The organism is Aeromonas sp. CD (assembly GCF_033349375.1).
Classification (GTDB): Bacteria; Pseudomonadota; Gammaproteobacteria; order Enterobacterales; family Aeromonadaceae; genus Aeromonas; species Aeromonas hydrophila.
The window spans coordinates 1,755,197-1,779,515 of the sequence record NZ_CP137631.1 but is presented as its reverse complement, the minus strand read 5'-3'; the positions used below and the strand labels follow the sequence as shown (position 1 = coordinate 1,779,515).

At 62.6% G+C, this 24,319-nt stretch carries 19 protein-coding genes; 11 read left to right on the top strand and 8 right to left on the bottom strand.

Annotated elements, in window-relative coordinates:
- Position 1 precedes the first annotated feature (1 nt).
- A complete protein-coding gene (locus R2E40_RS08310; protein ID WP_318165206.1) occupies positions 2 to 802 on the bottom strand; it encodes an alpha/beta fold hydrolase in 801 nt (266 codons plus the stop codon).
- Positions 803 to 973: 171 nt separating this feature from the next.
- Here R2E40_RS08310 and ppk2 point away from each other — a divergent pair, with 171 nt between their 5' ends.
- Positions 974 to 1,789 (top strand): polyphosphate kinase 2, encoded by an 816-nt coding sequence (gene ppk2 / locus R2E40_RS08305; protein ID WP_005299604.1) that lies wholly within the window; start codon positions 974 to 976, stop codon positions 1,787 to 1,789.
- A 115-nt stretch (positions 1,790 to 1,904) separates the two neighbouring features.
- On the opposite strand, the gene R2E40_RS08300 is transcribed toward ppk2, so the two are convergent.
- The 5 genes from R2E40_RS08300 to yejK all read right to left on the bottom strand — a co-directional run bounded on the left by R2E40_RS08300 (position 1,905) and on the right by yejK (position 8,368).
- Positions 1,905 to 3,041 carry a sn-glycerol-3-phosphate ABC transporter ATP-binding protein UgpC gene (locus tag R2E40_RS08300; protein ID WP_318165205.1) on the bottom strand — a complete coding sequence of 379 codons (1,137 nt, stop codon included), beginning with the start codon at positions 3,039 to 3,041 and terminating at the stop codon, positions 1,905 to 1,907.
- 69 nt (positions 3,042 to 3,110) lie between these two features.
- Entirely contained in the window at positions 3,111 to 4,001 is an 891-nt protein-coding gene (gene malG / locus R2E40_RS08295) for a maltose ABC transporter permease MalG (protein WP_005299600.1), read from the bottom strand.
- Between the two features lie 12 nt (positions 4,002 to 4,013).
- Positions 4,014 to 5,666 carry a maltose ABC transporter permease MalF gene (gene malF, locus R2E40_RS08290; protein ID WP_017409931.1) on the bottom strand — a complete coding sequence of 551 codons (1,653 nt, stop codon included), beginning with the start codon at positions 5,664 to 5,666 and terminating at the stop codon, positions 4,014 to 4,016.
- Between the two features lie 75 nt (positions 5,667 to 5,741).
- A complete protein-coding gene (gene malE / locus R2E40_RS08285) occupies positions 5,742 to 6,923 on the bottom strand; it encodes a maltose/maltodextrin ABC transporter substrate-binding protein MalE (protein ID WP_011705558.1) in 1,182 nt (393 codons plus the stop codon).
- A gap of 395 nt (positions 6,924 to 7,318) precedes the next feature.
- The gene (gene yejK, locus R2E40_RS08280; protein ID WP_016350315.1) at positions 7,319 to 8,368 is read right to left on the bottom strand and encodes a nucleoid-associated protein YejK; all 1,050 of its coding nucleotides are present in this window, start codon (positions 8,366 to 8,368) and stop codon (positions 7,319 to 7,321) included.
- Between the two features lie 73 nt (positions 8,369 to 8,441).
- On the opposite strand from yejK, the gene R2E40_RS08275 reads away from it, so the two are divergent.
- From R2E40_RS08275 to hdfR, 10 genes are all read left to right on the top strand, one after another.
- The gene (locus tag R2E40_RS08275) at positions 8,442 to 8,669 is read left to right on the top strand and encodes a DUF1414 domain-containing protein (protein WP_011705556.1); all 228 of its coding nucleotides are present in this window, start codon (positions 8,442 to 8,444) and stop codon (positions 8,667 to 8,669) included.
- 43 nt (positions 8,670 to 8,712) lie between these two features.
- Complete coding sequence (locus R2E40_RS08270; RefSeq protein ID WP_016350314.1) at positions 8,713 to 10,563, top strand: DUF3413 domain-containing protein; 1,851 nt, start codon at positions 8,713 to 8,715, stop codon at positions 10,561 to 10,563.
- Between the two features lie 295 nt (positions 10,564 to 10,858).
- Positions 10,859 to 13,021 (top strand): TonB-dependent hemoglobin/transferrin/lactoferrin family receptor, encoded by a 2,163-nt coding sequence (locus tag R2E40_RS08265; protein ID WP_318165204.1) that lies wholly within the window; start codon positions 10,859 to 10,861, stop codon positions 13,019 to 13,021.
- A complete protein-coding gene (locus R2E40_RS08260) occupies positions 13,021 to 15,099 on the top strand; it encodes a prolyl oligopeptidase family serine peptidase (protein ID WP_318165203.1) in 2,079 nt (692 codons plus the stop codon). Before R2E40_RS08265 ends, R2E40_RS08260 begins: the two co-directional genes overlap by 1 nt.
- A 32-nt stretch (positions 15,100 to 15,131) precedes the next feature.
- Entirely contained in the window at positions 15,132 to 17,546 is a 2,415-nt protein-coding gene (locus tag R2E40_RS08255; RefSeq protein ID WP_318165202.1) for a proprotein convertase P-domain-containing protein, read from the top strand.
- Positions 17,547 to 17,606: 60 nt separating this feature from the next.
- Positions 17,607 to 18,980: a DUF1566 domain-containing protein gene (locus R2E40_RS08250; RefSeq protein WP_318165201.1), complete on the top strand. Its 1,374-nt coding sequence runs from the start codon at positions 17,607 to 17,609 to the stop codon at positions 18,978 to 18,980.
- On the top strand, positions 18,977 to 19,534 hold the full coding sequence (locus R2E40_RS08245) for a DUF1566 domain-containing protein (RefSeq protein ID WP_215783101.1): 558 nt from the start codon (positions 18,977 to 18,979) through the stop codon (positions 19,532 to 19,534). Before R2E40_RS08250 ends, R2E40_RS08245 begins: the two co-directional genes overlap by 4 nt.
- A 231-nt stretch (positions 19,535 to 19,765) precedes the next feature.
- On the top strand, positions 19,766 to 20,248 hold the full coding sequence (gene eco / locus R2E40_RS08240) for a serine protease inhibitor ecotin (protein ID WP_005299572.1): 483 nt from the start codon (positions 19,766 to 19,768) through the stop codon (positions 20,246 to 20,248).
- Positions 20,249 to 20,550: 302 nt separating this feature from the next.
- Positions 20,551 to 20,913, top strand: coding sequence for a DUF413 domain-containing protein (gene maoP / locus R2E40_RS08235; protein ID WP_016350309.1), 363 nt, complete (start codon positions 20,551 to 20,553; stop codon positions 20,911 to 20,913).
- The gene (gene hdfR, locus R2E40_RS08230; protein ID WP_318165200.1) at positions 20,913 to 21,788 is read left to right on the top strand and encodes an HTH-type transcriptional regulator HdfR; all 876 of its coding nucleotides are present in this window, start codon (positions 20,913 to 20,915) and stop codon (positions 21,786 to 21,788) included. The genes maoP and hdfR overlap by 1 nt, the downstream gene beginning before the upstream one ends.
- Positions 21,789 to 21,860: 72 nt before the next feature.
- Here the strand turns inward: hdfR and tyrA are convergent, their stop codons facing one another.
- Positions 21,861 to 23,000, bottom strand: a complete 1,140-nt coding sequence (gene tyrA / locus R2E40_RS08225; protein WP_045790170.1) for a bifunctional chorismate mutase/prephenate dehydrogenase — start codon at positions 22,998 to 23,000, stop codon at positions 21,861 to 21,863.
- Positions 23,001 to 23,118: 118 nt separating this feature from the next.
- Entirely contained in the window at positions 23,119 to 24,192 is a 1,074-nt protein-coding gene (locus tag R2E40_RS08220; protein WP_259231163.1) for a 3-deoxy-7-phosphoheptulonate synthase, read from the bottom strand.
- Positions 24,193 to 24,319: the final 127 nt, after the last annotated feature.

Below are 24,319 nucleotides of genomic sequence, written 5' to 3'. Positions count from 1 at the left end.
CTTAGAGCGCAGCCAGAAACTTGGTCAGCTGCTGATTGACGAAGGCCGGATTTTCCAGCGAGGCGATATGGCCAGCCGCTGGGATCTCCCTGAACGGGCAACCCAGCACCTCGGCCATCAGATAGCCTTCCAGCACCGGCCGCGCCTTGTCCTGACTGCCGGTCATCACCAGCGCAGGCACGGCCATCTCTTCAAGCCACTCGATGCGATCCTCGCGGGTCACGAAGCTGCGGCCCACCGCCACCATGGCGGCCACCTTGTCGGCCGGCCAGGCGGCGAGGCGCGCCTTGAAACCGCTCATCAGGTCGGCATCCGGCTGGTCGGCAAAAAACAGCGGCGCCACCTGCTCGACGATGGGGGCCGGGATGGTGCCAAGCTGCTCGATCATCGCCAGCATGCCGAGGTAGCGCTCGCAGGTGATCTGCGGCTCGAGGCCGACGAAGCTGTCCATCAGCACCAGGCCTTTGAGACGCGCGGGTGCCATGCGTGCCAGTTCGACGCCCCACATGCCGCCGATGGAGAGACCCACCAGCACGAACTCATCGATGCCGAGCGCATCGAGCAGCGCCAGATGATCGCGCGCCAGGGTTGCCAGGGTGCAGGCCCCCTCGGGCAGCGCGTCGGAATCGCCGTGGCCCCACAGCTCGGGCACGATGCAGCGATACTGTCCCTTGAGGGCCTCGATTTGCGGCGCCCACATGGCTCTGTCCCACAAGTAGCTGTGACCAAACAGCACGACCGGGCCCTGCCCCTCGTCCAGATAGGCCATCTGGCGGCCCGCTATCTCCATAACTTGCTTCATGTTTTCTCCTGTTGCCAACAGCCGGTGATGAGACGGCAGTGCAAATCGCCATCACTGGCGTCATGTTTTTTATTGCCCGCCGGCGGCTCGTGAGGCGGCAGTGTAACACGACCCCCTTGGCAGTGACGCCCGCCTGGTGCAATCTGGAAAGGACTCAATAAGGAGACAATCATGCCGAAGGACAAGAGCAAGAAGCGCCCGCGCCTGGACAAGAAGACCTACGAGCACCACCTGGCCCATCTGCAGGAGGAGCTGGTCAAACTGCAGGAGTGGGTCAAGCAGGAGGGGCTGAAGGTGGTGGTGCTGTTCGAGGGGCGCGACGCCGCCGGCAAGGGGGGCGTCATCAAGGCGATCACCGAGCCCCTCAACCCCCGGGTCTGCCGGGTCACCGCCCTGCCAGCACCCTCTGACCGGGAGCGCTCCCAGTGGTACTTTCAGCGCTACGTGACCCACCTGCCCGCCGCCGGCGAGATGGTGCTGTTCGACCGCTCCTGGTACAACCGGGCCGGGGTCGAGCGGGTGATGGGCTTTTGCAGCGACAACGAGTATCGCGAGTTCCTGCGCGCCTGCCCCGAGTTCGAGCGGATGCTGACTCGCTCAGGGATAACCCTCATCAAGTACTGGTTCTCGGTCAGCGACGAGGAGCAGGAGAAGCGCTTCAAGGAGCGGATCAACACCCCCATCAAGCGCTGGAAGTTCAGCCCGATGGATCTGCAGTCCCGCTCGCGCTGGGTGGAGTACTCACGCGCCAAGGACGACATGTTCACCTACACCGACACCGAGGACTGCCCCTGGTTCGTGGTGGAGGCGGACGACAAGCGCCGCGCCCGCCTCAACTGCATCTCACACCTGCTAGGCAAGGTGCCCTACGAGGCGATCCACTACGAGCCCATCACCCTGCCCCCCATCAACACCGAAGGTTACGAGCGCCCGCCGCTCACCAGCCAGCACTTCGTGCCGGACATCACAGCCGCGCTCGAGGCCTGATCTCTGCTACCTCGCCTGCCGTGCTCACCAAACGGCAGGCAATAAAAAGCCGGTCTTGCGACCGGCAAAAAGGCATTGAATATAAAGAAAAGGAAACCTCGGCAGCCGCCCCTTGTCAGGTGCGGATGTATTTGGCCGTGCGCGGGAAGGCTTGCTCCTTGGCATCGAACAGGTAGCAGGCCTCGGCCGGAATGCCGACACTGTACTGCTGGCCGGTGGCCACGTCCACGTCGGAGCTCGCCTTGACGGTGAAGTCGTGGCCCGCCACGTCCATGTAGACGAAGGATTCGGCCCCCAGGTGTTCGGCCACCTGCACCACCCCACTCACGCGGCTGTCGGCATGGGCGTGATCGAGCGGCACCAGGTGCTCGGGGCGAATGCCCAGCTCCACCTTGTCGCCAACCGCGCCGCGGCGCGCATCGACCCGCACCCGCACGCTGTCGCCTGTGGTCAGCTTGACCAGGCACTCCTGCTCGCCAATTTCCACCAGCTCGCCGGCCAGGAAGTTCATCTTGGGGGAGCCGATGAAGCCCGCCACGAACTTGTTGTCCGGGTTGTGGTAGAGCTCGAGCGGGGTGCCGAACTGTTCCAGGTTGGTGGTCGCGTCCGCCTTGAGCGGGCTCAGCACCACGATGCGGTCGGCCAGGGTCATGGCCTCCACCTGGTCGTGGGTCACGTAGATGATGGTGGAGTTGAGCTCCTTGTGCAGCTTGGCGATCTCGATGCGCATCTTGACCCGCAAGGCGGCGTCGAGGTTCGACAGCGGCTCGTCAAACAGGAACACCTGCGGCTGCTGGACGATGGAGCGACCGATGGCGACCCGCTGGCGCTGACCGCCGGAGAGTGCCTTGGGCTTGCGGTCCAGCAGCGGCTCGAGACCCAGGATCTCGGCGGCGCGCATCACCCGCTTGTGGATGTTCTCCTTGTCCATCTTCTTGAGCTTCAGACCAAAGGCCATGTTCTCGTAGATGTTCATGTGCGGGTAGAGGGCGTAGGACTGGAACACCATGCCCACGTTGCGCTCTACCGGCGGCACGTCATTCATGTAACGACCACCGATGGTCAGCTCGCCGCTGGTGATGTCTTCCAGACCCGCGATCATCCGTAGCAGGGTGGACTTGCCGCAACCGGACGGACCGACGAAGACGATGAACTCCCCTTCCTTGATGGCCAGGTTGATATTGCGCAGGGTGTCCTTGTGAACAGCCGGGTCGTAATTTTTGCGAACGTTGTTGAGTACTACTTCAGCCATGTCGAGCTCCGCTCTTGAATCTTTGCAAATCGTGATGGCGGGGGGAGTCGGCTCCCCCGGCCATGAACCTTAACCTTTCACGCCGCCGGCAGTGAGACCACCTACCAACCAGCGCTGGGCGAGCAGGAACACCACTGTGATGGGGAAGCCGGACAGCACGGCCGCCGCGGCAAAGTCGCCCCACAGGTAGTTCTGCGGATAGAGGTACTGCTGAGCCCCGACCGCCAGGGTCAGATTGTTCACATCCTGCAGCAGGATGGAGGCCATGGGCACCTCGGTAATGGAACCGATGAAGGCCAGGATGAACACCACCGCCAGGATGGGCACCGACAGGGGCAACAGGATCAGGCGGAATGCCTGCCACGGGGTGGCACCGTCGATGGCCGCCGCCTCCTCCAGGGAGGAGTCGATGGTCTCGAAGTAACCCTTGATGGTCCAGACGTGCAGGGCGATGCCACCCATGTAGGCCAGGATCAGGCCACCGTGGGTGTTGAGACCCAGCCAGGGGATGTAGTCACCAATCTTGTTGAAGAGCGCATAGATGGCCACCAGTGCCAGCACCGCCGGGAACATCTGGAAAATCAGCATGCCCTGCAGGATGGTGGACTTGCCACGAAAACGCAGGCGGGCGAAGGCGTAGGCACAGGTGGTGGAGAGCACCACGATCATCAGGGCGGTGATGCCCGCGATCTTGATGGAGTTCCACAACCAGGTCAGCACCGGGAACGGCGGCGGCGTGATGCTGCCGTCGGCGTTGGTGATGGACATGCCCAGCGCCAGCTTCCAGTGATCCAGGGTCGGGTTGGAGGGGATGATCTCCCCTACCGCGAAGTTGCCGTTTCTAAACGAGATGGCGATGACCATGATCAGCGGGAAGATGATCAGTGCCAGGAAGCCCCACATCACCAGGTGGGTTGCCCACACCCGGTATTTGACTGATTTGGGTTGTACGATTGCCATGTTGAAGCCTCCTTACAGTTGCTTGTCGGCTTTGGACAATTTCAGGTTGAGCAAGGCCAGCGCACCCACGATGAGGAAGATGGCGGTGGCGATGGCACTGGCCAGACCGTAGTCCTGACCACCCGAGCCCTGGAACGCGATCCGGTAGGTGTAGCTCACCAGCAGGTCGGTGGTACCGGCCGGGGTGCTGGCGCCTATGATGTCCGGCGCGCCGTTGGTCAACAACTGGATGAGCACGAAGTTGTTGAAGTTGAACGCGAACGAGGCAATCAACAGCGGCGTCAGCGGCTTCATCAAGAGCGGCACTGTGATCTTGAAGAAGTTCTGCACCGGACCGGCACCGTCCATGGCGGACGCTTCATAGAGATCTTCCGGAATGGCTTTGAGCAGGCCCATGCAGAGGATCATCATGTAGGGGTAGCCAAGCCAGGTATTGACGATGAGGATCATCACCTTGGCCAGGAAGGGGTTGGTATACCAGTCCGGCTTGATGCCGAACGCCGCTTCCAGGAACAGGTTGATCTCACCGAAGTTCTGGTTGAACAAGCCCTTGAACACCAGGATGGAGATGAACGCCGGGATGGCATAGGGCAGGATCAGCATGACCCGGTAGAAGCCGCGCCCCTTGAGGGACTCCCACTGCACCAGACAGGCCAGCACCATGCCGATGGCCAGGGTGAAGCCCACCGAACAGGCGGAGAAGATCACGGTCCAGATGAAGATCTGCAGGAACGGTGCCTGGATACCCGGATCGGTGACGATGCGGGCGAAGTTCTTCCAGCCCACGCTCACCACGAAGCCCGGCGCCACGCTCTTGCCGACAAACTGGCCCTGCTCGTCGATGTATTGATAGAAGCCGGTGTCGCCGTTGGGCAGCATCAGCTCGCCGCTCTGGTTGTCACGCAGCAGGTTGCTGTCTTTGATCACCACCCCGGACTTGAGCACGGCACCGTCCAGCAGACGGGTGTACTGCTGCTTCTGGGCGGCGAACTTGCGCAGGCTGCTCAGGGTCAGGTGGGTTCCGCCATCCGGCAGCACCAGATCGAGTGCGCTCAGGTGGGTGCGATGGTCGACGATGGCCCGGATGGGTGCCACCTTGTCCACGGCCTCCCCTGCCAGGGGTTGCAGCTGAACAACCTGCACCGGTTCATGGACTCTACCCTCGCGGACAGCCAGTTCACGGGCCTTGTTGCTCATCAGGGTAACGGGTTGACTGATAAAGGATTGGTCGTCCTGTTTCAGCAGCAGCTGAAACTGATTGTTCTCACCACCCAAGAGGGTGAAATCGAATTCACCGCCCGCCACCTTGTAGGTTTTTTTCAGATGGTAATCCCGCGCCTGCTCGATGGAGAGCAGGTTGGATCCCGAATAGTTGGTGAAGGCGATGCCGATCGTGTAGGCAAGAGGGAAGATGATAAAAACAACCATGCCGGCCACACCGGGGAAGATATAGCGGTGGGCATAGGTCTTCTTGTTCATGAAGACATACAGACCGACGGAGACCACCACCAGATCCAGCAGAGCGAATACCCACTCACCGCTGGCGTACATCATCACGGCTGCATAACCGTTGAGGATGGCTACCAGAGCAGCAATGGTCCACTTAAGCCAAGTGTGCTTATCCTTCGGACCGGCATAGGATTCAATAGAAGGTACTACTTCCATGCCAATTAACCTTTATAACGCCAAGAGAGATTTGAGAGAGTGGGAGGCCGTTGCGGCCTCCCGGGTAGTGCGTGCTTACTGAACGATACGCTTGGCAGCGGTATCCAGGGCTTCGTCAACGCTCTGACGGCCGGAGGTTACGTTCTTGAGGGCAGTTTCGAAGGAGGACCAGAAACGGCTCATCTCAGGCACGGACGGCATCGGCTCGCCATTCTGGGCGTTTTGCATGGTTGCCTTGATGTGCGGATCGGATTCCAGGGTCTTCTGGAAGGACTTCAGCGCCACGGCGCCCAGCGGCTTGTCGGCGTTGACCGGTGCCAGACCGGCGTCGGTCAGCAGGTAGTTTTCCAGGAACTCGATGGCCAGATCCTTGTTCGGGCTGGCGGCGTTGATGGTGGCACCCAGCACGCCGACGAAGGCCTTGGCCGGTTTACCCTTCAGGGTCGGCAGCGGCGCTACGCCGTACTTGATGCCGCTCTTGTCCAGGTTGCTCCAGGCCCAGGGACCGTTGATCATCATGGCCACTTCGCCCTTGTTGAACTTGGCGTCCATCACACCGTAGTCGATGCCTTTTTCCAGGTGACCGGACTTGATCATCTCGGAGATGTAGCCGACACCGGCCTTGGCACCCGCGTTGGCCACGCCGGTGTCTTTCACGTCATAACCGGTAGCGGTTTTCTTGAAGGCATAACCACCGTTGGCAGCCACCAGCGGGTAGCTGAAATAGGGGGTGTCATAGGCCCACATGATGGCGCGCTTGCCGTTCTTCTTCAGGGTCTCGTCAATCTTGGCGATCTCTTCGAAGGTCTTCGGCGGCTCCGGCAGCAGATCCTTGTTGTAAATCAGGCTGACCGCTTCCACGGCAACCGGGTAGCCGTAGGTCTTGCCATCGACGGTCATGGCATCCCAGGCGAACTGTTCAAACTTGGCTTTGGTGGCTGCATTCGGGGTCACGGGGACCAGCAGACCGGCCTTGACCCACTCACCGTAACGGTCGTGAGCCCAGAAGAAGATGTCCGGACCGTTGCCGGTGGCAGCGGCTTGCTGGAATTTCACTTCCACCTGATCAGGGTGCGCAACCGTCACCTTGATGCCGGTTTCGGCTTCAAACTTCTTACCTACTTCGGCCAGACCATTGTATCCCTTGTCACCGTTAATCCAGATGGTCAGTTGACCTTCGTCAATGGCGGCAGTGGCAGAGCAAGCCACGCCCAGAGTAGCCAGACCGATCAGGGATGACAGCAATTTCTTTTTCATGAGCCTTTCCTTGTATTAGTTCCGCGCTGTAAGAGCATTGTGTGCGAGATGAATATTATCCCAAGCCGTTACCGCCTCACATGACGCAACTCGCATTTTTGAAACGCAATTACGTATTTTCTTCCAGAAAGTTCTGAAAACATTTTCTTATTTCAGGGGGTTATCGCCATTTATTGGCATATTTATCGCCAAATCAAGAAATTAAATTACCAAAGAGAAATAAAAAAACATGAATGAAAGGGTTTTCACCTCACTGAAAACCCTTTCACGGGGATTATTCTGTTTAATTTGTTAACAAAGCACCGAGTTGGTTTCGCTGCTGCCTACCCCGTTAAATAAAAAGACACCGCAGCAAAGTGCGGTGTCTTTTTGCCAAAACTGGAAAGCAGATCACATTACGACTGGCGCAGCAGCTGATCCTTGAGGTTGGGCGGGACCCCCTTGATGGTCAGGGTATCGGTCTGGGGATCGTAGAACACCCGGCTGTTGAGCAGCTTCTGCTCGAAGCTCAAAGTCAGCCCGCCACCAGAGCCGACAAACTTGGTCAGGCCGCGCAGGGTCGAACGGTCGGCCGGGAAGCGATCTTCCAGCTCGTACTCCTGACCGATGAAGCTGTAAAAATCGAGATCGCCATCGCCCGGCAATTCCGCCGACAGCTCCTTGATCTCGATCTCTTCACCGGCGCTGGCCTGCTCGGTGCAATATTTGAAGACCTGTTTCTTGTAGTCGTTGCGCTCGGCCGGCTCTAGCTGGCGGCTGTCGCAATAATCGTCCACCGCCTGCAACAGCCCCTTATTCTGGATCTTGGCATCCATCCCCTCGCGGGCACCCAGCAGATCCATGAAAAAGTCACCCAGCTTGCGACCGACCCGACCCTTGCTGAAGGTGATATAACGGCGTGAATCCGGCTGGGTTTTCCATTCGGTCAGATCGATGCGGGCCACCAGATTCAATTTGCCGATATCCAGATACTGGATGTGACGCAGCTCCAGCGCCTCGCTGACGGTGACGCTCTCCTTGCCCTCCAGCAGGGCGATCATCAGATAATCCACCCCCACGTAGTTGTATTTGGCAAACAGCAGCACCCCCTGCTCGTCGAGGGCGTGCTCCACCAGCTGCTTGACCAGCAGCTGGGTCATCTCGACCGAGAAGGGGACAAAGTCGGTCTGTTCGCCGAGCAGCCGTTCGAGGGCGATGCGAAAGAGCGGAGAAGGCTGTTTGGGGGCGCTCTCACCCTCCGCCAGCTCGGCGACGGCGGCCTCGGGGTCGGCAAAGAAGCCGAAGCCCTTGCCTCCCTTGCCGTTGTAAATGCGATGCAGCTCCGCCATCAGCCCCTGTACCGCCTCATCGGCAGGCAGAAGCTGGCTGCGGGTGTCGGCGTGAGGTTGACCATCGCCGCCCTGGCGCAGGGAGTGAAGAATGATCTTGTCGATATCGAGACTCATGTCACAAAGCCATAGTGTTAGCCGAAAGGGTGAAGTATTATAAGGCGCTTTGAACCGAGATGAACCCAAGATTATGCCCATCGTATCAAAGTACAATAACGAGCAGTTTGACGCCCTGATGAACGACCTGATCACCGCCCTGGAGAAGCACAAGGCGCCGGTGGATCTGAGTCTGATGGTGCTCGGCAACCTGACCACCAATATCATCAATGGCATGGCCCCGGCCCAGCGTCAGGCGATCACCGAAAAATACATCCAGGCGCTCACCGCCTCGGTGGATCATCGCCACGATGCTCACTGAGTCTCTTCGCATTCTTTGATGTTTTTCAAGCAGATGGATCACTATGGTCGAAACCGGCAACCCCTATCGTGATAATGTTTCTCGCCTGATCACCTGGGGGCATTGGTTCTCCTTCTTCAACATCATTCTGGCCATGCTGATTGCCACCCGCTATCTGGGGGCGATCAGCTGGCCGTCGACCACGCTCGGCGTGACCTATCTCATCATCAGCTGGATCGGTCACTTCTCGTTTCTGAGCTTTGTCACCTATCTGTTGACGATCTTCCCCCTGAGTTTCGTGCTGCCCAAAGAGAAGCCGCTGCGCTTCATCTCGGCCATCATCGCCACCCTGGCGCTGGTGCTGCTGCTCATCGACACCCAGGTGTTCCAGCTGTTCAAGTTCCACCTCAACGGCCAGGTGTGGCAATTGCTGCTGGATCAGGCCCAGACCGAGGAGGGCTCGATCTGGAGCATCATCTTCGTGGCGGTACCCACCATCTTCCTGGTGCAGCTGCTGCTGTCTGCCTATGTCTGGCGCAAGATCAACAAGCGCAAGCGCCGTCAGTACGGCAATCAGGTGGGACTGGCCCTGCTGGTCTGCTTCATCCTGACCCACGTGGTCAACAGCTGGGCCGATGCCACCCTGTATCAGCCCATCACCATGCAGCGTGCCAACTTCCCGCTCTCCTACCCGATGACCGCCAAGAGCTTCCTCGCCAAGCATGGCTGGCTGGATCTGGATCAGTACGAGAAGAAGGCCGAATCACAGGATGGTGACAATGCGAGCCGCTTGCGCTACCCGCTGCGCCCGCTCAGCGTCAACGCCCCGCTCACCCACAAGAACCTGCTGATCGTGGTGGTCGACTCCCTGCGGGCCGACATGCTCAACAACATCAACATGCCCAATCTGCAGCGCTATGCGGATCAGCACCTCAACTTTGCCAACCACATGAGCGGTGGCAACGACGATGTGATGGGGATGTTCAGCCTGTTCTACGGCCTGCCGGGTCACTACTACGACGACATTCGCAACGACAAGACGCCGCCGGTGCTGTTCGACGAGATGCTTCGCCAGGACTACCAGTTCGGCCTGTTCGGCGCGCTGGAGGATGCCCAGAAGTACCGTCAGAGCATTCTCTCCGGCCTGCGCAAGCAGGTGTTCGTCTCCGAGCAGACCGACGACACCCAGCTCATCGGCGACTGGCAGCAGTGGCTCGCCAAGCGCTCGCCAGACAGGCCCTGGTTCTCGCTGGTCTATCTGTCGAGCCCGGGTGACTACCAGCTGCCGGCCAACGTGAAGGGGCCCTTCCAGCCGGAGCTCACCAAGTTCAACCCGGCCACCGCCTATCAGGCCGAGAACCTGGTGAAGCTGGAGAACCGCTACAAGAATGCGGTCTTCTATACCGACCAGTTGCTGGAACAGATGCTGGCCCAGCTGCAACAGCAGGGGCTTGGCGAGCAGACCATCGTCGTGGTCACCGCCAACCATGGTCAGGAGTTCAACGAGACCCAGAACAACAGCTGGGGCTATGGCACCAACTACTCGCCCTATCAGGTGCAGGTGCCGTTCGTGCTGGCCTGGCCGGGCAACGATACCCTGCCGACGAGCCCGGTGAGCAGCCACCTGGATCTGGTACCGACCCTGATGCAGAGCATGCTGGGGGTACGCAATGCGCCACGGGACTACAGCATCGGCCGCAACCTGTTCGACACCAGCCCGCGCAACTGGCTGCTGGCGGGGGATCAGCGCGACTTTGCCATCTATCAGGGCAACACCATCACCCACTTCAACAAGCAGGGTGACTTCGAGCTGCTGGAGCGAAACAGCTACCGTCCCATCAAGCATGGCACCCCCGACATGGGCGTCATGATCCAGGTGATGAACGAGCTGAACCGCTTCTATCGCGCCCCCTGATAGCCGCCTCCTGCCCCTTGAAAACCCGCTCCTGCAGCGGGTTTTTTTATTGCCGCCTGCACCTTGGCATGAGCAGCCAACACCTTGCCACCTTCCCCCGTTTCATCCTCTGTCTGCCCGCCCAGTGCCCTGCGGGCGCAAACGTTGGCCCGCGTTGCTACTGATGCCTTCATCAAAAAATGCAGTCTGATCAGGATCATAAAAACAAAATGATAATGATTATCAATCGTTGATCTGACTGGACCTCTCTGCAATAATCCGCGGCCTCCAGGCTCAAATAATAATTATTCTCAACATGAAAACACTGCTTCACTACTGGCCCATGCTGCTGTCCGGTACAGCGCTGGCCGCCGGCGATCCCGCCGGCATAGACACCTCCGGCACCACCCCGCCCAAGGCACGCGAGACCATTGTCGTCAAGGGTCAGCGGGTCGAACAGAAACTGTCCGACATCTCGGGCTCCATCACCGTCATCACCGAAGAGGATCTGGAGCGCCAGATAGCCACCGAGCTCACCGACGTGTTCAAGAACGAACCCGGCGTCTCGGTGACCGGCTCGGCGGGTCGGCCGCAAAACATCAGCATCCGCGGCATCGGTGGCAACCGGGTGCTGATCATCAAGGACGGGGTCCGGGTCAGCGACGGCTTCGGCGCCGACGATCTCAACGACAAGGTGGGCCGTTTCAGCTTCGATCTCGATGACGTCAAGCAGATCGAAGTGGCCAAGGGGGCCGGCTCCGCCCTGCACGGCTCGGACGCCATCGGCGGCACCGTGGTCATCACCACCAAGCAGCCGGAAGATTACCTGCAGGGGCAGGATGCCTACCTCAGCAGCAAGGTGCTGCACGACGGCAGCAGCGACAAGCAGAAACTGAGCGCCACCGGCGCCGCCCGCTGGGGCGAGAGCGCCCACCTGCTGCGCCTCTCCGGCTGGCAGGGACACGAGACCGCCAACTACGACCAGAGCCGCATCCCGGCGGATCTCGATGGCCTCAGCGCCTCCTCCAGCTCCAGCCTGACCCTCAACGAACAGCATCTGCTGCGCCTCGAGCTCGACTACTTCGAAGACAACGCCAAGCGGGATCAGGGGCCGCGCGAAATACCCCAGCCCGACGGCAAGTGGCAGGTGCGCCAGTATCGCGAGAACGGCACCCAGCGCTCCCAGGGCGGCAAGCTGAGCTGGGAGGCGCAGGATCTCGGCCACCCGCTGGCCGACCGTTTTACCTGGAACCTGCACGGCAACTACGCCAAGAACACCGCCAACAAGCGCAGCCTGCTGCAAAATGACGAGCTGAGCGGCTACCCCCGCTATCGCAGCGAGCGGGAGCTGGCCACCTTTACCGAACAGCTGATCGGCAGCGAGCTGGATATCCGCCGCGATCTGGTCACCGGCCCCATCGCGCACAAGCTGAGCTACGGCATCGAGCTGGCGCGCACCCGGCACGAGCGACCGGTGGAGAAGCTGATGCTGGAAGCCGGCATTCCCCAGCCCACCCAGTCCGCCCCCTTCAGCAGCGCCCGCACCGATCGGGCCGGCATCTGGCTGGGAGACGTGGCAACCCTGGGCCAGTGGCAGTTCACCCCGACCCTGCGCATGGATCAGCAGTGGCTGAGCCCGCAGGATGGCCGGGGCGAGAGCAACCACAGCTGGCATATCTCGCCGAGCCTGGCCACCAGCTACCGCTTCAACGAGCAGTGGCGCAGCTGGCTGAGCTACGCCAACGGCTTCAGCGCCCCCTCCTACGACAAGGTGTACGGCAACATCCCCCACTACTTTGCCCTGCCGCCGTTCGAGATCATCGCCAACCCTAACCTCAAGGAGGAGACCAGCCACAGCTTCGAGTGGGGGGTGAGCGGCGAAGGGGATGAGTGGAGCATCAAGCCGGCCCTCTTTTACAACCGCTACTACAACTTCGTCGACTGGCGTCAGGTGGGCTTTCGCCTCAGCGACGGGGTCATGCTCCGTCAATACCGCAACGTCGCCAAGTCTGAAACCTGGGGCGCCGAGATCGCCGCCAGCTACTGGCTGACCCAGCAGTGGGAGCTGGCCACCAAGCTGGGCTGGGTCGACGGCAAGACCAGCCAGGGCGAATCGCCGCGCAACCTCACGCCGCTCGAGGGCAACACCCGCCTCAGCTATCAGGCCAACGACTGGAGCCTGGGGCTGCAGGCAGACTACGCCGCCGCCATGAGCCGGGTGCCTACCTGTGGCAACAGCCTGACCCAGCAACAGGGCGAGTGCCTGAAAACCGCAGGCTGGCTCAGCTTCGCCCTGACCGCCGACTGGCAGATCACCGACGCCCTCAAGGCCAACCTCAAGCTCGACAACCTGCTCGACACCCGTTACACCCGCTATCAGGATGTGGCCGGGCTGGAAGCGGGCTCGGATGCGGGCCTCTACACCCAGACGGGCCGCTCCCTGAGCGCCAGCCTGCGCTACACCTTCGTGGGGCTCTGATGCACGCACTCCTGATGCTGGCCAGCCTGCTGGCCAATCCGGCGCCCGCCCAGCCTGTCGCCCTTGCACCTGCCGATACCCAGAGCCAGGCCGTCGCCACCTCGGCGCCGCTCGTGGCCCCGCTTATCCCTCACCGCCCGCTGCCTATGCCGGGGGAGCGGGCCCGGCTCGATCCCTATGGCGGCTGGCGCGACGACAGCCGCCAGGATCCCGCCCTGCTGGCCCTGCTGGGCGAGCAGAACCGCTGGACCGAGCAGCAGCTCGCCGCGCAGCGGCCGCTGGAGCAGGCTCTGCAGGCCGAGTGGCAGGCGCAAGCCCGCGGTGAACCCATGCCGCAAGAGTGGCTGAGCGAGGCGGGCAGCCAGTGGCGGATGGAAGCCGACGGCAGCCTGTGGCAGCGAGACGGCGAGCAGGCTGAGCCCCGCCAACGGCTGGCAGCCCGCCAACCGGCCAGCGGCTACTACGAGCTCGCCAGCTGGGCCCTGCACCCAAACGGGCGCTGGCTGGCCCTGGCCGAAGATCTGCAGGGCGATCGGGATTACCGCACCACCCTGCTCGATCTGGTCGACGGCAAGCCCCTGGCCATCCTGACCCACCGGGCCAGCGATCTGCTCTGGAGCCTGGATGGCAAGACCCTCTACACCATCGCCAACGAACCCCGCACCTTGCGCCCCTGGCAGCTGTGGGCCTGGCAGGGTGGCAAGGAGCAGCAAATCCACCAGGAGGCGGATCCCGCCTGGCTGCTGAGCCTCTATCGCACCACGGATCGACGCCACCTGCTGCTGCAGAGCAACAACCACGACAGCTCGGAGCAGTACCTGCTGGACGCGGGCACACCGGCTCTGCTCAAGGCCCGTCAGGCCGGCCTCGAGTATTACCTAGATACCCAGGGGGAGCGGGTGCTGCTCAAGAGCAACCGGGACGGTGCCCTCGGCCTCTATCAGGTAGCCAACCTTAGCCTGGTGGCCAAGGGAGAGTGGCAACTGCTCTGGTCTGGCGAGCAGAGGAGCCTCGAGAAGTGGCGCCTGTTTGCCGACTACACGGTGCTGCAGTATCGCCATCACGGGGATGACTGGCTCGACGTGCTGGATGGCCGCGGCCGGCTCAGCCATCGCCTGCTGCTGACCGAGGGGGCCGGCACGGCCTGGATCCAGGGCGCCCACGACCCCGCCAGCGGGCAGATCCTGATCCGCCGCCAGGGCATGGCCGAGCCGCCGCACCAGCGCCTGCTCGATCTCGCCAGCGGCCGCTGGCTGCCGGATTCCCGGACCGCCCTCCCCTCCCCCTACCGGAGCGAGCGCCGCTGGGTGGTGGGCCAGGATGGCGTCAAGGTGCCGGTCTCCCTGGTGTGGCGCAAGGACATCATCAAGCCCAAGGCACTGCTGCTCTACGGCTATGGCGCCTATGGCACCCCCATGCGCCCCTACTACCAGCCGCAGGTGCTGAGCCTGCTGGATCGCGGCTTCGTCTACGCCATCGCCCACGTGCGCGGCGGCGGCATGCTGGGGGATGAGTGGTATCTGGCGGGACGCGGCCGCCACAAGCAGCACAGCGTGGACGACTTCCTGACCGTGGCCGCTGCGCTGGCCCGGGATCCCGCCATCGACCCCACCCGGCTATTTGCCATGGGCGGCAGCGCTGGCGGCCTGCTGGTGGCGGCGGCCCTCAACCAGGCGCCGACCCGCTTCGCCGGGGCCGTGCTGCAGGTGCCCTTCGTCGATCTCATCGGCACCATGAGCGATCCCGAACTGCCGCTCACCCGTCAGGAGTACGCCGAGTGGGGCAACCCGGCCATTGCCGCCGATTACGCCGCCATGCGCCGTTTGAGCCCTTACGACAACCTGCACGCGGCCCCCTATCCCCCCGTCTATGTGACGGCCGGGCTGCACGACAGTCAGGTGCCCTACTGGGAGCCGCTCAAGTGGGTGGCCCGCCTGCGGGAACACAGCACGGGAGCGGGCCCCTATCTGCTGAGCACAGCCCTCGACGGCGGCCACCGCACCAGCCCGGGCAACGCGCGCCAGCAGGCGGCCCGCGAGTACGCCTTCCTGCTCACCCTGGCGGGCGCCCGCCGGTGATCCCTTTTCTCATTTTTGTGTTGGAGTAAACCATGAAACCCTCTTCCCTGGCCCTCTGGCTGGCGGCAACCCTGCTCTCCCAGCCGCTGCTGGCGGCCGAGCTGCAGTTTGTCGATGAACAACCGCTGACCACTACGCCAAAGCTCTGGCTCGAACAGCGCCTTGGCGTGAGCCTGGCCCCCGACTACGAGCGGGCCAGTCTACTCGGCCATCACTACAGCTTCCGCCAGCTGGTCAACGGCCTGCCGGTGGCCACCATCCAGGCCGCCGTCAGCGTCGATCAAACAGGCAAGCCCTGGCGCATCTATCACAACAGCCGGCCGCTGCAGAGCAGCGAACCCGGCTGCGACGCCGCCGGCAATCTGGATCCCCTGCTGGAGCAGCTGCGCGATGGCGGCAGCGACATCGACACCCTTGGTCCGGTCGAAGCCTGGTACTGGCGCGACGGCGACACCCTGGTGCCGGCCCTGCGCCAACGGGTGCGCGAGCATCAGGCGGGCAACGCCAAGGCCAGCTATGTGCAGCTCTTCGCCAGCTGTGACGGCAGCCGCGAGCTCGGCCGCTGGATGGATGCCGCCACCACCCAGGCCAGCCGCGTCGCCGACGCCGGCGACACCCAGCTGGAGGCTCGGGTATTCGATCCGGATCCCCGTACCCAGTTGCGCGACGCCAGCCTGGTCTGGCACGAAGCCCTGCAACTGGCGGACGCCGCCTATCAAGACAAGGTGCCGTTGCCGGTCACCCTGGCGGGCGGACGCTATCTGCTGAGCGGCCCCCACGCCCGGGTGGTGGATGCCATGGAACCGAACACCGCCCCCTTCAGCGCCGACAGCCCGCAGGCGTTTCGCCTCACTCGCGATGATCGTGGCTTTGCCGACATCAACGCCTACTACCACCTGGATCTGGCCCAGCGCCACCTCAAGCGCCTCGGCTTTAGTGACCTCATCCCGGGGGCGCTCGACATCGACACCGAGGCCGGCTATCAGGACAACTCCCTCTACGATCCGTTCGAACGCAGGCTGGAACTGGGTCGCAGCGGCGTGCCCGATGCCGAGGATCCCATGGTGATCTGGCACGAGTTCGGCCACGCGGTGCAACACCACATAGTGCCGGATCTCGGGGACGAGGCGGACTGGGGCGCCATCGGCGAAGGCTTCAGCGACTACCTGGCCGCCAGCCACCGCCAGCGCAGCGAAGCCGGTCGGCAGTTCGAACCCGCCATGGTGTTCAACTGGGATGCCCGCTTCACCGACCGCACCCCGCGTCAGCTGGACGATCTGCGTGCCCGCTACCACCCGGATTACAACTACCCGGCCCACCGCACCATCAACGGCAGCAATGGCGATCAGCTGTGGGGCACCCCGCTGTTCCAGGCGCTGCTGGCCGCGGTCGCCGAGCAGGGCGAAGGGGCGCGGGACGAGTTTGATCGCCTGATCATCGAGTCCCACTTCGGTCTCGGCCCGGCCATCCGCATGCCGCAGCTGGCCCGCATCACGGTGGATACCGCCGCCCGGCTCTACCCGGCGCGCCCCTATGCCAGATTGCTGGAACAGGCGTTTCGCCAGCACGGCCTGTTGCAGGCACCGGTCAATGTGGGCCTCAGTGATGGCAGCGTCATCGAGCTGGGGCAGCGCCAGTCGGTGCAGCTGACCCTCACCAACCAGGGCAAGACGCCGGTGACCCTCAATGAGCTGGCCCTCACCCTGCCAACCGGGTTGCAGGCCGATCCTTACAGCTGGCAACCGGCGACCCTCGCGGCGGGTGCCAGCATGACCACCACCCTGCGCCTGCTGGCCCAGAGCCCGCTCGCCTGTGGCGACGAGGTGGCACTGCCGGTGAGCCTCGCCATGAGCGGCACCAGTCCGACCGAGCGCCAGTGGCAGCAGTCGCTGACCCTGCCCATCGGCGCCCCCATCGTCAGCCGTGCCAGCGGCCAGCCGCTGACCTTGAGCGATGCCATGAGCGACGAGGTGCGTGGCCTCAGTGAAACCAGCCTGCTGATAGAGAGCAGCGAGGCCAGGGTGAGCGATCGGCTGCAGCTGAACCTGGATCTGCAACACCCGGCGCTCGATGAGCTGGAGATCTGGCTCAACTCCCCCTCCGGCACCCGCATCCAGATCTGGAACAAGGGCTACAGCCCGTTGCCGCGCCTCAAGGGGGTGTTCCCTACCGAGCTGCTGCCCCTGCAGCCCTTCAGCGCGCTGGAAGGGGAGCCGCTGGCTGGCCGCTGGACCCTGGAGATAGTGGACAGCAAGCCCGGCAATCGGGGCCGCATCAACGGCTGGAGCATCAGCCAGCGCACCGGCGCCCAGTGCAGCAAGCCGATCACTCCGCCCGATGACGGCATCATCCACTTCCAGGTGGACGACGGCAGCGGCGGCGGGGCAGCCAACCTGCTCTGGTTGCTGCCGCTGGCACTCTGGCGCCGCCTGCGCCAGCGCACCTGAATCCACCCCATCCCATATATAAGAAGAGGGGGCCAAGGCCCCCTTGCCCAAGGACAAGAGATGACACCACATTACTCCCGCCTGGCCTGCCTGCTGGCCCCCCTGCTCACCGCCTGTGGCGGTGGCGGCTCGGACGAGGCGCCGCTGGCGGTCCCCGACTACAGCCTGACCGTGACCCTGCCCGAAGCCGGCACCCTCTGCGTCAACCTCAACCAGAATGCATCTTGTGATGCGGGGGAGCCCAGTGTCAGCGGCGCGGCCGGTACTCACCGGTTGAGCGGCAGCGCCCCGGCGCTGTTGACCAGTACCTTGCTGTTCTTGCCAAGCAACCCGGCCGCCCCCGTGCTGCTGCATCCCGCCGCCCGGCTCGATGACCAGCATCTGACCCCCAGCCCGCTCAGCACCCTGCTGCAATACCGCATCGCCGAGGGGCAGCCCCCGAGGCAAGCCCTCGACCAGCTGCTGAGTGCGCTGGCGCCGCTGCAACCCGGCCAGGATCTGGCCGCCCTGTCGCAGCTGAGCGACTTCAACCTGGCGCTGAGCCAGCTGCTGCAGGCGCTCGTCGAGACCGATCTACAGGCGCAGGAGGGCTTCTCGACCGCCACCCTGCATGTGCTGGTGTGGCCGGCCATCGGCAGCCTGCTGCCCGAGCTGGCCAGCCACTTTGCCCTGCACGGCGAGCTGGCCAGCCAGCAGGAGCGCGTCAGCGCCCGGCTGCTGCAACAGCACTCCCATCCACTGATCACCGGCAGTGGCGTCACCACCTACACGGACGGGGTCGATTACCTGCTCACCCAGGAGCCCGCCGATCACCCGGGGCAGGAAGCCAGCCTCAACAAGGCGCCGCTGCGCTATCGCAAGCTCGACGGCCAGGGTCGGCCGCTGGCCGATGACGCCCCCGCCTGGCAGTGCGTGGAAGATCTCAACACCGGCCTGGTCTGGGAGAAGAAGCTCGATGATCCCGTCAGCCCGCGCGATCTGCACCGCACCTTCGCCTGGGAGCTTGGCGACTATCACCCCACCCAGCAGGAACGTGACTACGCCTGCCCCGAGGGCGAGGCCATCTGCACCACGGAGCAGTACCGCCAGTGGCTCAACGCCCAACAGCTGTGCGGCATCACCAGCTGGCGCATGCCCCACTCGCGCGAGCTGATGAGCCTGCAGCACTACGGCTCCCTCGCCCGCCAGGACGGCCAGCCGGTGAGCATGGATGTACGCTACTTCCCCGATGTCGGCACCACCAGCAAGGATTTCAGCGGCTACTACTGGAGCCAGACCCTGACCCCCTCGCGCCGGCTGGAGAGCGCCCCCATCAGCGCCATCGCCCACATCTTCCTTGGCGATGATGCCGGCACCGACTACGCCACCACAGTTCAAAACAGCGATGATGCCAACGGTCTGCAATTGCGACTGGTGGCGGAGGTAACCCGATGAACCGCTTGATGTTGACCCTGCTGCTGACCCTTGGCAGCCCCCTCGCCCTGGCCACCGCCATCTGTGATGACAACATGCCCAGAACCAGCCCCACCGCCCGCTTCATCGACCACGGCAACGGCACCGTCACGGATCGCTCCACCGGCCTGACCTGGATGCGCTGCCAGCTCGGCCAGACCTGGCGCAACCAGAGCTGTCAAGGCGAACCGACCCGGCTTTACTGGCAGCAGGCCCTACTGACCGCCGAGCGGATCCGCACCGAGCCGAGCCATGCCCTCTACAACTTCGGCGGCCACGGCGGCTGGCGCCTGCCCACCATCAAGGAGCTGGCCAGCGTGCTGGAGTCCGCCTGCTACAAGCCAGCGCTCAACGAAACCATCTTCCCCCGCGCCATGGCCGGCGAAGGAAAAGAGGTGAACGACGGTTACGTCTATCTCTGGTCCTCGACCCCGGTACCGGCCAGCAAGGGGGTCGCCTATCTGGATATCACCAGCGGCGCCGTCGGCATGCGAGCGCCCGGCGCCTGGGCCAAGCAGGTGTTGCTGGTGCGCTGATGAAGCCGGGTGGCCAAGGGATCCCGATGAGCACAGGATCCCGGCTGGCCACCCATGTTTGGCACCCGGCCTGTTGTTCAGCCTAACGTCCGTCCTGTCAGAAAATAGCCAGAACACGTCATTGTGTGCCGGATCTGCGTCATTTTACGCAGTTTTTACGTAGCAGATCGCTGGCATGAAACGGGCAGAGCGGTTAGTCTAGCGGCGTTGAACCAACCCCATGAGGTACAGATGAAAACCGTATTGCGTTTTAGCCTGCTGGGCGCCTTGTTGCTGGGCGGCCATGCCTTCGCCGCCGAACCGAAAAAATTTGATATCAGCATGTTCCCGGCCGCCGAAGTGAACCAGGAACGTGTGGTGATCCGCCTGCCGGAAGTCGAGAACGAAGCCGACATGATGGTCGAGCTGCAGGTCGGCAAGAAAATGATGGTCGATTGCAATGTGCCGCGCTTTGCCGGCAACCTGGAACAGCACAGCGTCAAAGGCTGGGGCTACAACTACCTGATGCTCGGCAAGGTGTCCGATCCCATCAGCACCCTGATGGCCTGCCCGGATGGCCAGAAGAAAGAGACCTTCGTCCAGATCTACGGTCAGGGCTTCTTCGTGAACTACAACTCCAAGCTGCCGTTCGTGCTCTACGTACCGCAGGAGTATGAAGTGCGCTACCGTCTGTGGCGTGCCGACACCCTGGCTCAGCCAGCCATGATAGAGTAAGTCTCCATCGAGACCAAACCTCCCGCTTTGGTTCATGAATACAACAAAATAGAGCGCCGAATGGCGCTTTATTTTTAGCCAAATGTCGTCCGACCAGAGGCTCCAACCTTTACAGAACCTGACATAACTCCGCTTTTTTTCTCACTTTTTTGCCCTTCCCCCCGGCTCAGACCCACTGGATCATGGCTAAACCGCTTTCGATTAGAGATATTTATCCATATAGTGAAAAAATTGATTTTGCACTCTGCGACGGCCTGATGATACTTGCCCGCAAAGGTCAAACTAACCAGAAAAAGAGCACTATGAGCTTCGAATCAGACAAGCGTTTCAACGACTTCAAACATTTTCCCCGTGGCCTGCGTCGCAGTGGCGAATTCACTGTGGCCGAAGCGGACAGTCTGGAAAAATACGGTACCGCCATGCTCGCGCTCTATCAGGGCAACCTGGCCCCGCGCGATGACGTAGAAAGCGCCTTTATCGAACAGGTCAAATCCGGCGCCGCCGGCAGCAACCCACACGCCAAGGTGTGGTTCAAGTATCTGAAGGTGATCGGTCCCAAGCGCGTGCACCGGCTGTGCACCGTCGCCGGCGGTGCCAACGAGGAGACCGGCGGTGGCGGCTTTGAAGGTGGCAGCGGTGGTGGCAGCGACGAGTCCATCGATTAATGGATACCGAACTGCTTCGGACGTTTATCGAGGTCAGCAAGACCCGGCACTTCGGCCGGGCAGCTGAAAATCTCTACCTGACCCAGTCGGCGGTAAGCTTTCGGATCCGCCAGCTCGAACAGCAACTCGGGGTCAGTCTGTTTGCCCGCCATCGCAACAACATCCGCCTGACCGCCTCCGGTGAGCGTCTGCTGCCCTATGCAGACGCCATCTTGCATACCCTGGGCCGCGCCAAGCAGGATGTGGCCCTCTCCCCCGGTTTCAGCCAGCAGCTCGCCATCGGCGCCCCTGCGGTGTTCTGGGAGCTCGACTTCAACGACTGGCTCAACCATGTCTATGCGCTGGCCCCTGGCCTCGCGGTGCGGCTCGAAACCGCCTCCCGCGAGCACCTGTGCCGCCAGTTGCTGGAGCGTTCCCTCGATCTCGCCCTGCTCTCCGAGCCGACCAAGATCGACGAGATTGCCCTGCACCCCATCGGCGAGCTGGTGTTCGAGCTGGTGAGCCGGGATGCCGCCGCCAACGCCGACAGCCTGATGCAGATGCCGCACATTCATCTGGATTGGGGCACCAGCTTCGAGCCACAACCCAGCCGGCTGCAGAGCCTGCAAAAGACCCCGGTGCTGCACTCGAGCTCTGCCAACATGGCGCTGCAGTTCGTGCTGGCCAACGGTGGTGCCGCCTACCTGCCAAGGCGCATGGTGAGCCCCTTCCTAGAGCAGGAGCGCCTGCATCTGGTGGAAGGCGCCCAGGCCTTGAGCCGTCCGCTCTACCTTGCCTATCTGGAAAAATCCGATCGGCGGGAGCTGATCGATCAGTTACTGACCCTGCCGCTGGGCTGGGATGGCGCCGATCTGCGCTTGCCGCAGCCAGAATAAAAACGCCGCAGCGCACAAGCGGGAGTGCAAAAGCAAAAGGGGCCGACAGGCCCCTTTTGCTTTTCGTTATCGTCAGCCGTGATGGCGGCGATCGTTGGCCTGCGCCAGCAGGGTGCGGCTTTCGCGCAGGAACTCGTCCGCCCGCTCGCCGAAGAAGCCGGAGACCTGGCTGAAGGCCTCGATGAAGCCCTCCCGGTCCCCCCGCTCCAACAGGCCCAGCGCCTCGCCGAAGTTCTGGTAGTAGCGGCGGATCATCGCCAGATTTTGCGGCGACGACAGTATGATGTCGGCGTAGAGGTGGGGATCCTGGGCGAACAGCCGTCCCACCATGGCCAGCTCCAGCCGGTAGATGGGGGAGCTCAACGCCAGCAGGCGATCGATGTTGGCCTGCTCGCGGGAGAGGTGCCAGCCGTAGGCGAAAGTGGCAAAGTGGCGCAGCGCCTGGATAAAGGTCATCGCCTCGTCGTGGGCCTTGGCCTCCACCTGCTGCAAACGCGCCCCCCAGATGGTCATCTGCTCCAGCAGCCACTGGCTGGCGGCGCCGTCGCGCCCCTGACAGCAGACGATCACCTGCTTGGCGAGGCTCGCCACATCCGGCCCGAACATGGGGTGCAGCCCCAGCACCGGCCCCTGGTGTACCGCCAGCATATGGGCAAGCGGTTCACTCTTGACGCTGGTCACGTCCACCAGCAGGCAGTCCGCCGGCAGATTGCCGAGCCGATCGATCACCTCGCAGGTGACGTCGATGGGCACCGCCACCATCACCAGTCCGGCACCGTGCAGGATCTCGTCGGCGCGCGGCCAGTCGGCCTGACCCAGAGTTTCGACCCGGTAGCCCGAGAGGCTGAACAGGTTGCCGAACAGGCGGCCAAGCTGCCCCTCACCACCGATGATCACCACCTTGCCGAGTTCAGGCTTCATGCACTTGAAGTGGTGCTCCTTGTCGCTGGCGGACTCCAGAATATAGGATTCGCGCATCACCCGGCGCAGCACATCCTCGATAAGGTCCCCCGGCACTCCCAGTGCCTCGGCCTCGGCGCGGCGGCGGGCCAGCATGCTCGCCTCCCGATCCGGTGCATAGATGGGCAGGCCGTGCCGGCTCTTCACTTCCCCCACTTCCCCCACCAGAGCGAGACGGGCAGCCAGCAGATCAATCAGCTGCTTGTCCACCGCATCGATTTTGTCCCTGAGGGCATTCAACTCTTCAGCCATATCCGGTCCCTGCGGCGCCGCCCGCAGCGACGCCCTGTGATTCAAGAGGCAACGAGGTGTCACCGCCTCGGCCGGTGACACCTCGATTGTTCAATCAGTGCTGACAAGATACCACGGCTTATGCCTTGGTTCTGGCCAAAAGTGGTGCCGCCAGCTGGCTGTGGCAGCGGGCCAGCAGCGCATCCGTGGTCTCCCAGTCGATGCAGGCATCGGTGATGGAGACGCCGTAGCGCATCTCACACTTGGGCTGCTCGCTGGACTGATTGCCTTCGAACAGGTTGGATTCGAGCATCACCCCGATGATGGAGCGGTTACCCTCCTGGATCTGGTGGATCACGTTGTCAGCCACCTTGGGCTGCAAGCGGTGATCCTTGCTGGAGTTACCGTGGCTGCAATCCACCACCAAACTGGGCAGCAGGCCCGCCTTCTCCAGCGCCTCTTCTGCCAACGACACATTGACCGAGTCGTAGTTCGGGTGCTTGCCGCCGCGCAGGATCACGTGACCATCCGGGTTGCCCTGGGTCTGCAGCAACGCGACCTGGCCCTGCTGGTTGATCCCCATGAAGGCGTGGGGGCTGGAGGCCGCCTGCAGCGCATTGATGGCGGTACCCAGGTTGCCGTCGGTGCCGTTCTTGAAGCCAACCGGCATGGAGAGGCCGGAGGCCATCTCCCTGTGGGTCTGGGATTCAGTGGTGCGGGCACCGATGGCCGACCAGGAGAAGAGCTCCGCCAGGTATTGCGGGCTGATGGGGTCGAGCGCCTCGGTGGCCAGCGGCAACTCCAGCTCGGCCAGCCAGCAGAGCAGCTCGCGGGCGCGGTGCAGCCCCAGTTCCACGTCGAAGGTGCCATCCAGGTTCGGATCGTTGATAAAGCCCTTCCAGCCGACCGTGGTGCGCGGCTTCTCAAAGTAGACCCGCATGACAATGTAGAGAGAGTCCTGATAGGCGTCATGCAGCGCTTTGAGTCTGGTTGCGTACTCTTTGGCGGCGTCCATGTCGTGGATGGAACAGGGTCCACAGATCACCAGCAGGCGGTGATCGCGACGGTGGATGATGTCGGCGATGGTATTGCGGGCCCCTTGCACGAATGCCAGCGCGCGATCGGAGATGGGCAGTTTCTCCTTGAGCTGGGCAGGCGTGATCATCACTTGTTCGGACTGGATATGGATGTTGTTCAGGGGATCTCTTTGCATCTTCTCATTCTCTCTACTGTTTCAAGCCAATTGCGCCGACCGTTCACTTTTATTTACACAAGTCAGCACTTTGTTACGCAACCGCCCTCACCTTACCAATTAAAAACAAACAATCAAGTGAAACCAG

What these genes read in the sequence shown, in the direction of transcription:
- R2E40_RS08260 (WP_318165203.1), top strand. Translation starts at nt 13,021, where the DNA reads ATGCACGCACTCCTGATGCTGGCCAGCCTGCTGGCCAATCCGGCGCCC.
- R2E40_RS08245 (WP_215783101.1), top strand. Translation starts at nt 18,977, where the DNA reads ATGAACCGCTTGATGTTGACCCTGCTGCTGACCCTTGGCAGCCCCCTC.
- R2E40_RS08300 (WP_318165205.1), bottom strand. Translation starts at nt 3,041, where the DNA reads ATGGCTGAAGTAGTACTCAACAACGTTCGCAAAAATTACGACCCGGCT.
- yejK (WP_016350315.1), bottom strand. Translation starts at nt 8,368, where the DNA reads ATGAGTCTCGATATCGACAAGATCATTCTTCACTCCCTGCGCCAGGGC.
- malE (WP_011705558.1), bottom strand. Translation starts at nt 6,923, where the DNA reads ATGAAAAAGAAATTGCTGTCATCCCTGATCGGTCTGGCTACTCTGGGC.
- malF (WP_017409931.1), bottom strand. Translation starts at nt 5,666, where the DNA reads ATGGAAGTAGTACCTTCTATTGAATCCTATGCCGGTCCGAAGGATAAG.
- R2E40_RS08310 (WP_318165206.1), bottom strand. Translation starts at nt 802, where the DNA reads ATGAAGCAAGTTATGGAGATAGCGGGCCGCCAGATGGCCTATCTGGAC.
- eco (WP_005299572.1), top strand. Translation starts at nt 19,766, where the DNA reads ATGAAAACCGTATTGCGTTTTAGCCTGCTGGGCGCCTTGTTGCTGGGC.
- R2E40_RS08250 (WP_318165201.1), top strand. Translation starts at nt 17,607, where the DNA reads ATGACACCACATTACTCCCGCCTGGCCTGCCTGCTGGCCCCCCTGCTC.
- R2E40_RS08220 (WP_259231163.1), bottom strand. Translation starts at nt 24,192, where the DNA reads ATGCAAAGAGATCCCCTGAACAACATCCATATCCAGTCCGAACAAGTG.
- malG (WP_005299600.1), bottom strand. Translation starts at nt 4,001, where the DNA reads ATGGCAATCGTACAACCCAAATCAGTCAAATACCGGGTGTGGGCAACC.
- R2E40_RS08275 (WP_011705556.1), top strand. Translation starts at nt 8,442, where the DNA reads ATGCCCATCGTATCAAAGTACAATAACGAGCAGTTTGACGCCCTGATG.
- R2E40_RS08265 (WP_318165204.1), top strand. Translation starts at nt 10,859, where the DNA reads ATGAAAACACTGCTTCACTACTGGCCCATGCTGCTGTCCGGTACAGCG.
- R2E40_RS08270 (WP_016350314.1), top strand. Translation starts at nt 8,713, where the DNA reads ATGGTCGAAACCGGCAACCCCTATCGTGATAATGTTTCTCGCCTGATC.
- R2E40_RS08255 (WP_318165202.1), top strand. Translation starts at nt 15,132, where the DNA reads ATGAAACCCTCTTCCCTGGCCCTCTGGCTGGCGGCAACCCTGCTCTCC.
- maoP (WP_016350309.1), top strand. Translation starts at nt 20,551, where the DNA reads ATGAGCTTCGAATCAGACAAGCGTTTCAACGACTTCAAACATTTTCCC.
- hdfR (WP_318165200.1), top strand. Translation starts at nt 20,913, where the DNA reads ATGGATACCGAACTGCTTCGGACGTTTATCGAGGTCAGCAAGACCCGG.
- tyrA (WP_045790170.1), bottom strand. Translation starts at nt 23,000, where the DNA reads ATGGCTGAAGAGTTGAATGCCCTCAGGGACAAAATCGATGCGGTGGAC.
- ppk2 (WP_005299604.1), top strand. Translation starts at nt 974, where the DNA reads ATGCCGAAGGACAAGAGCAAGAAGCGCCCGCGCCTGGACAAGAAGACC.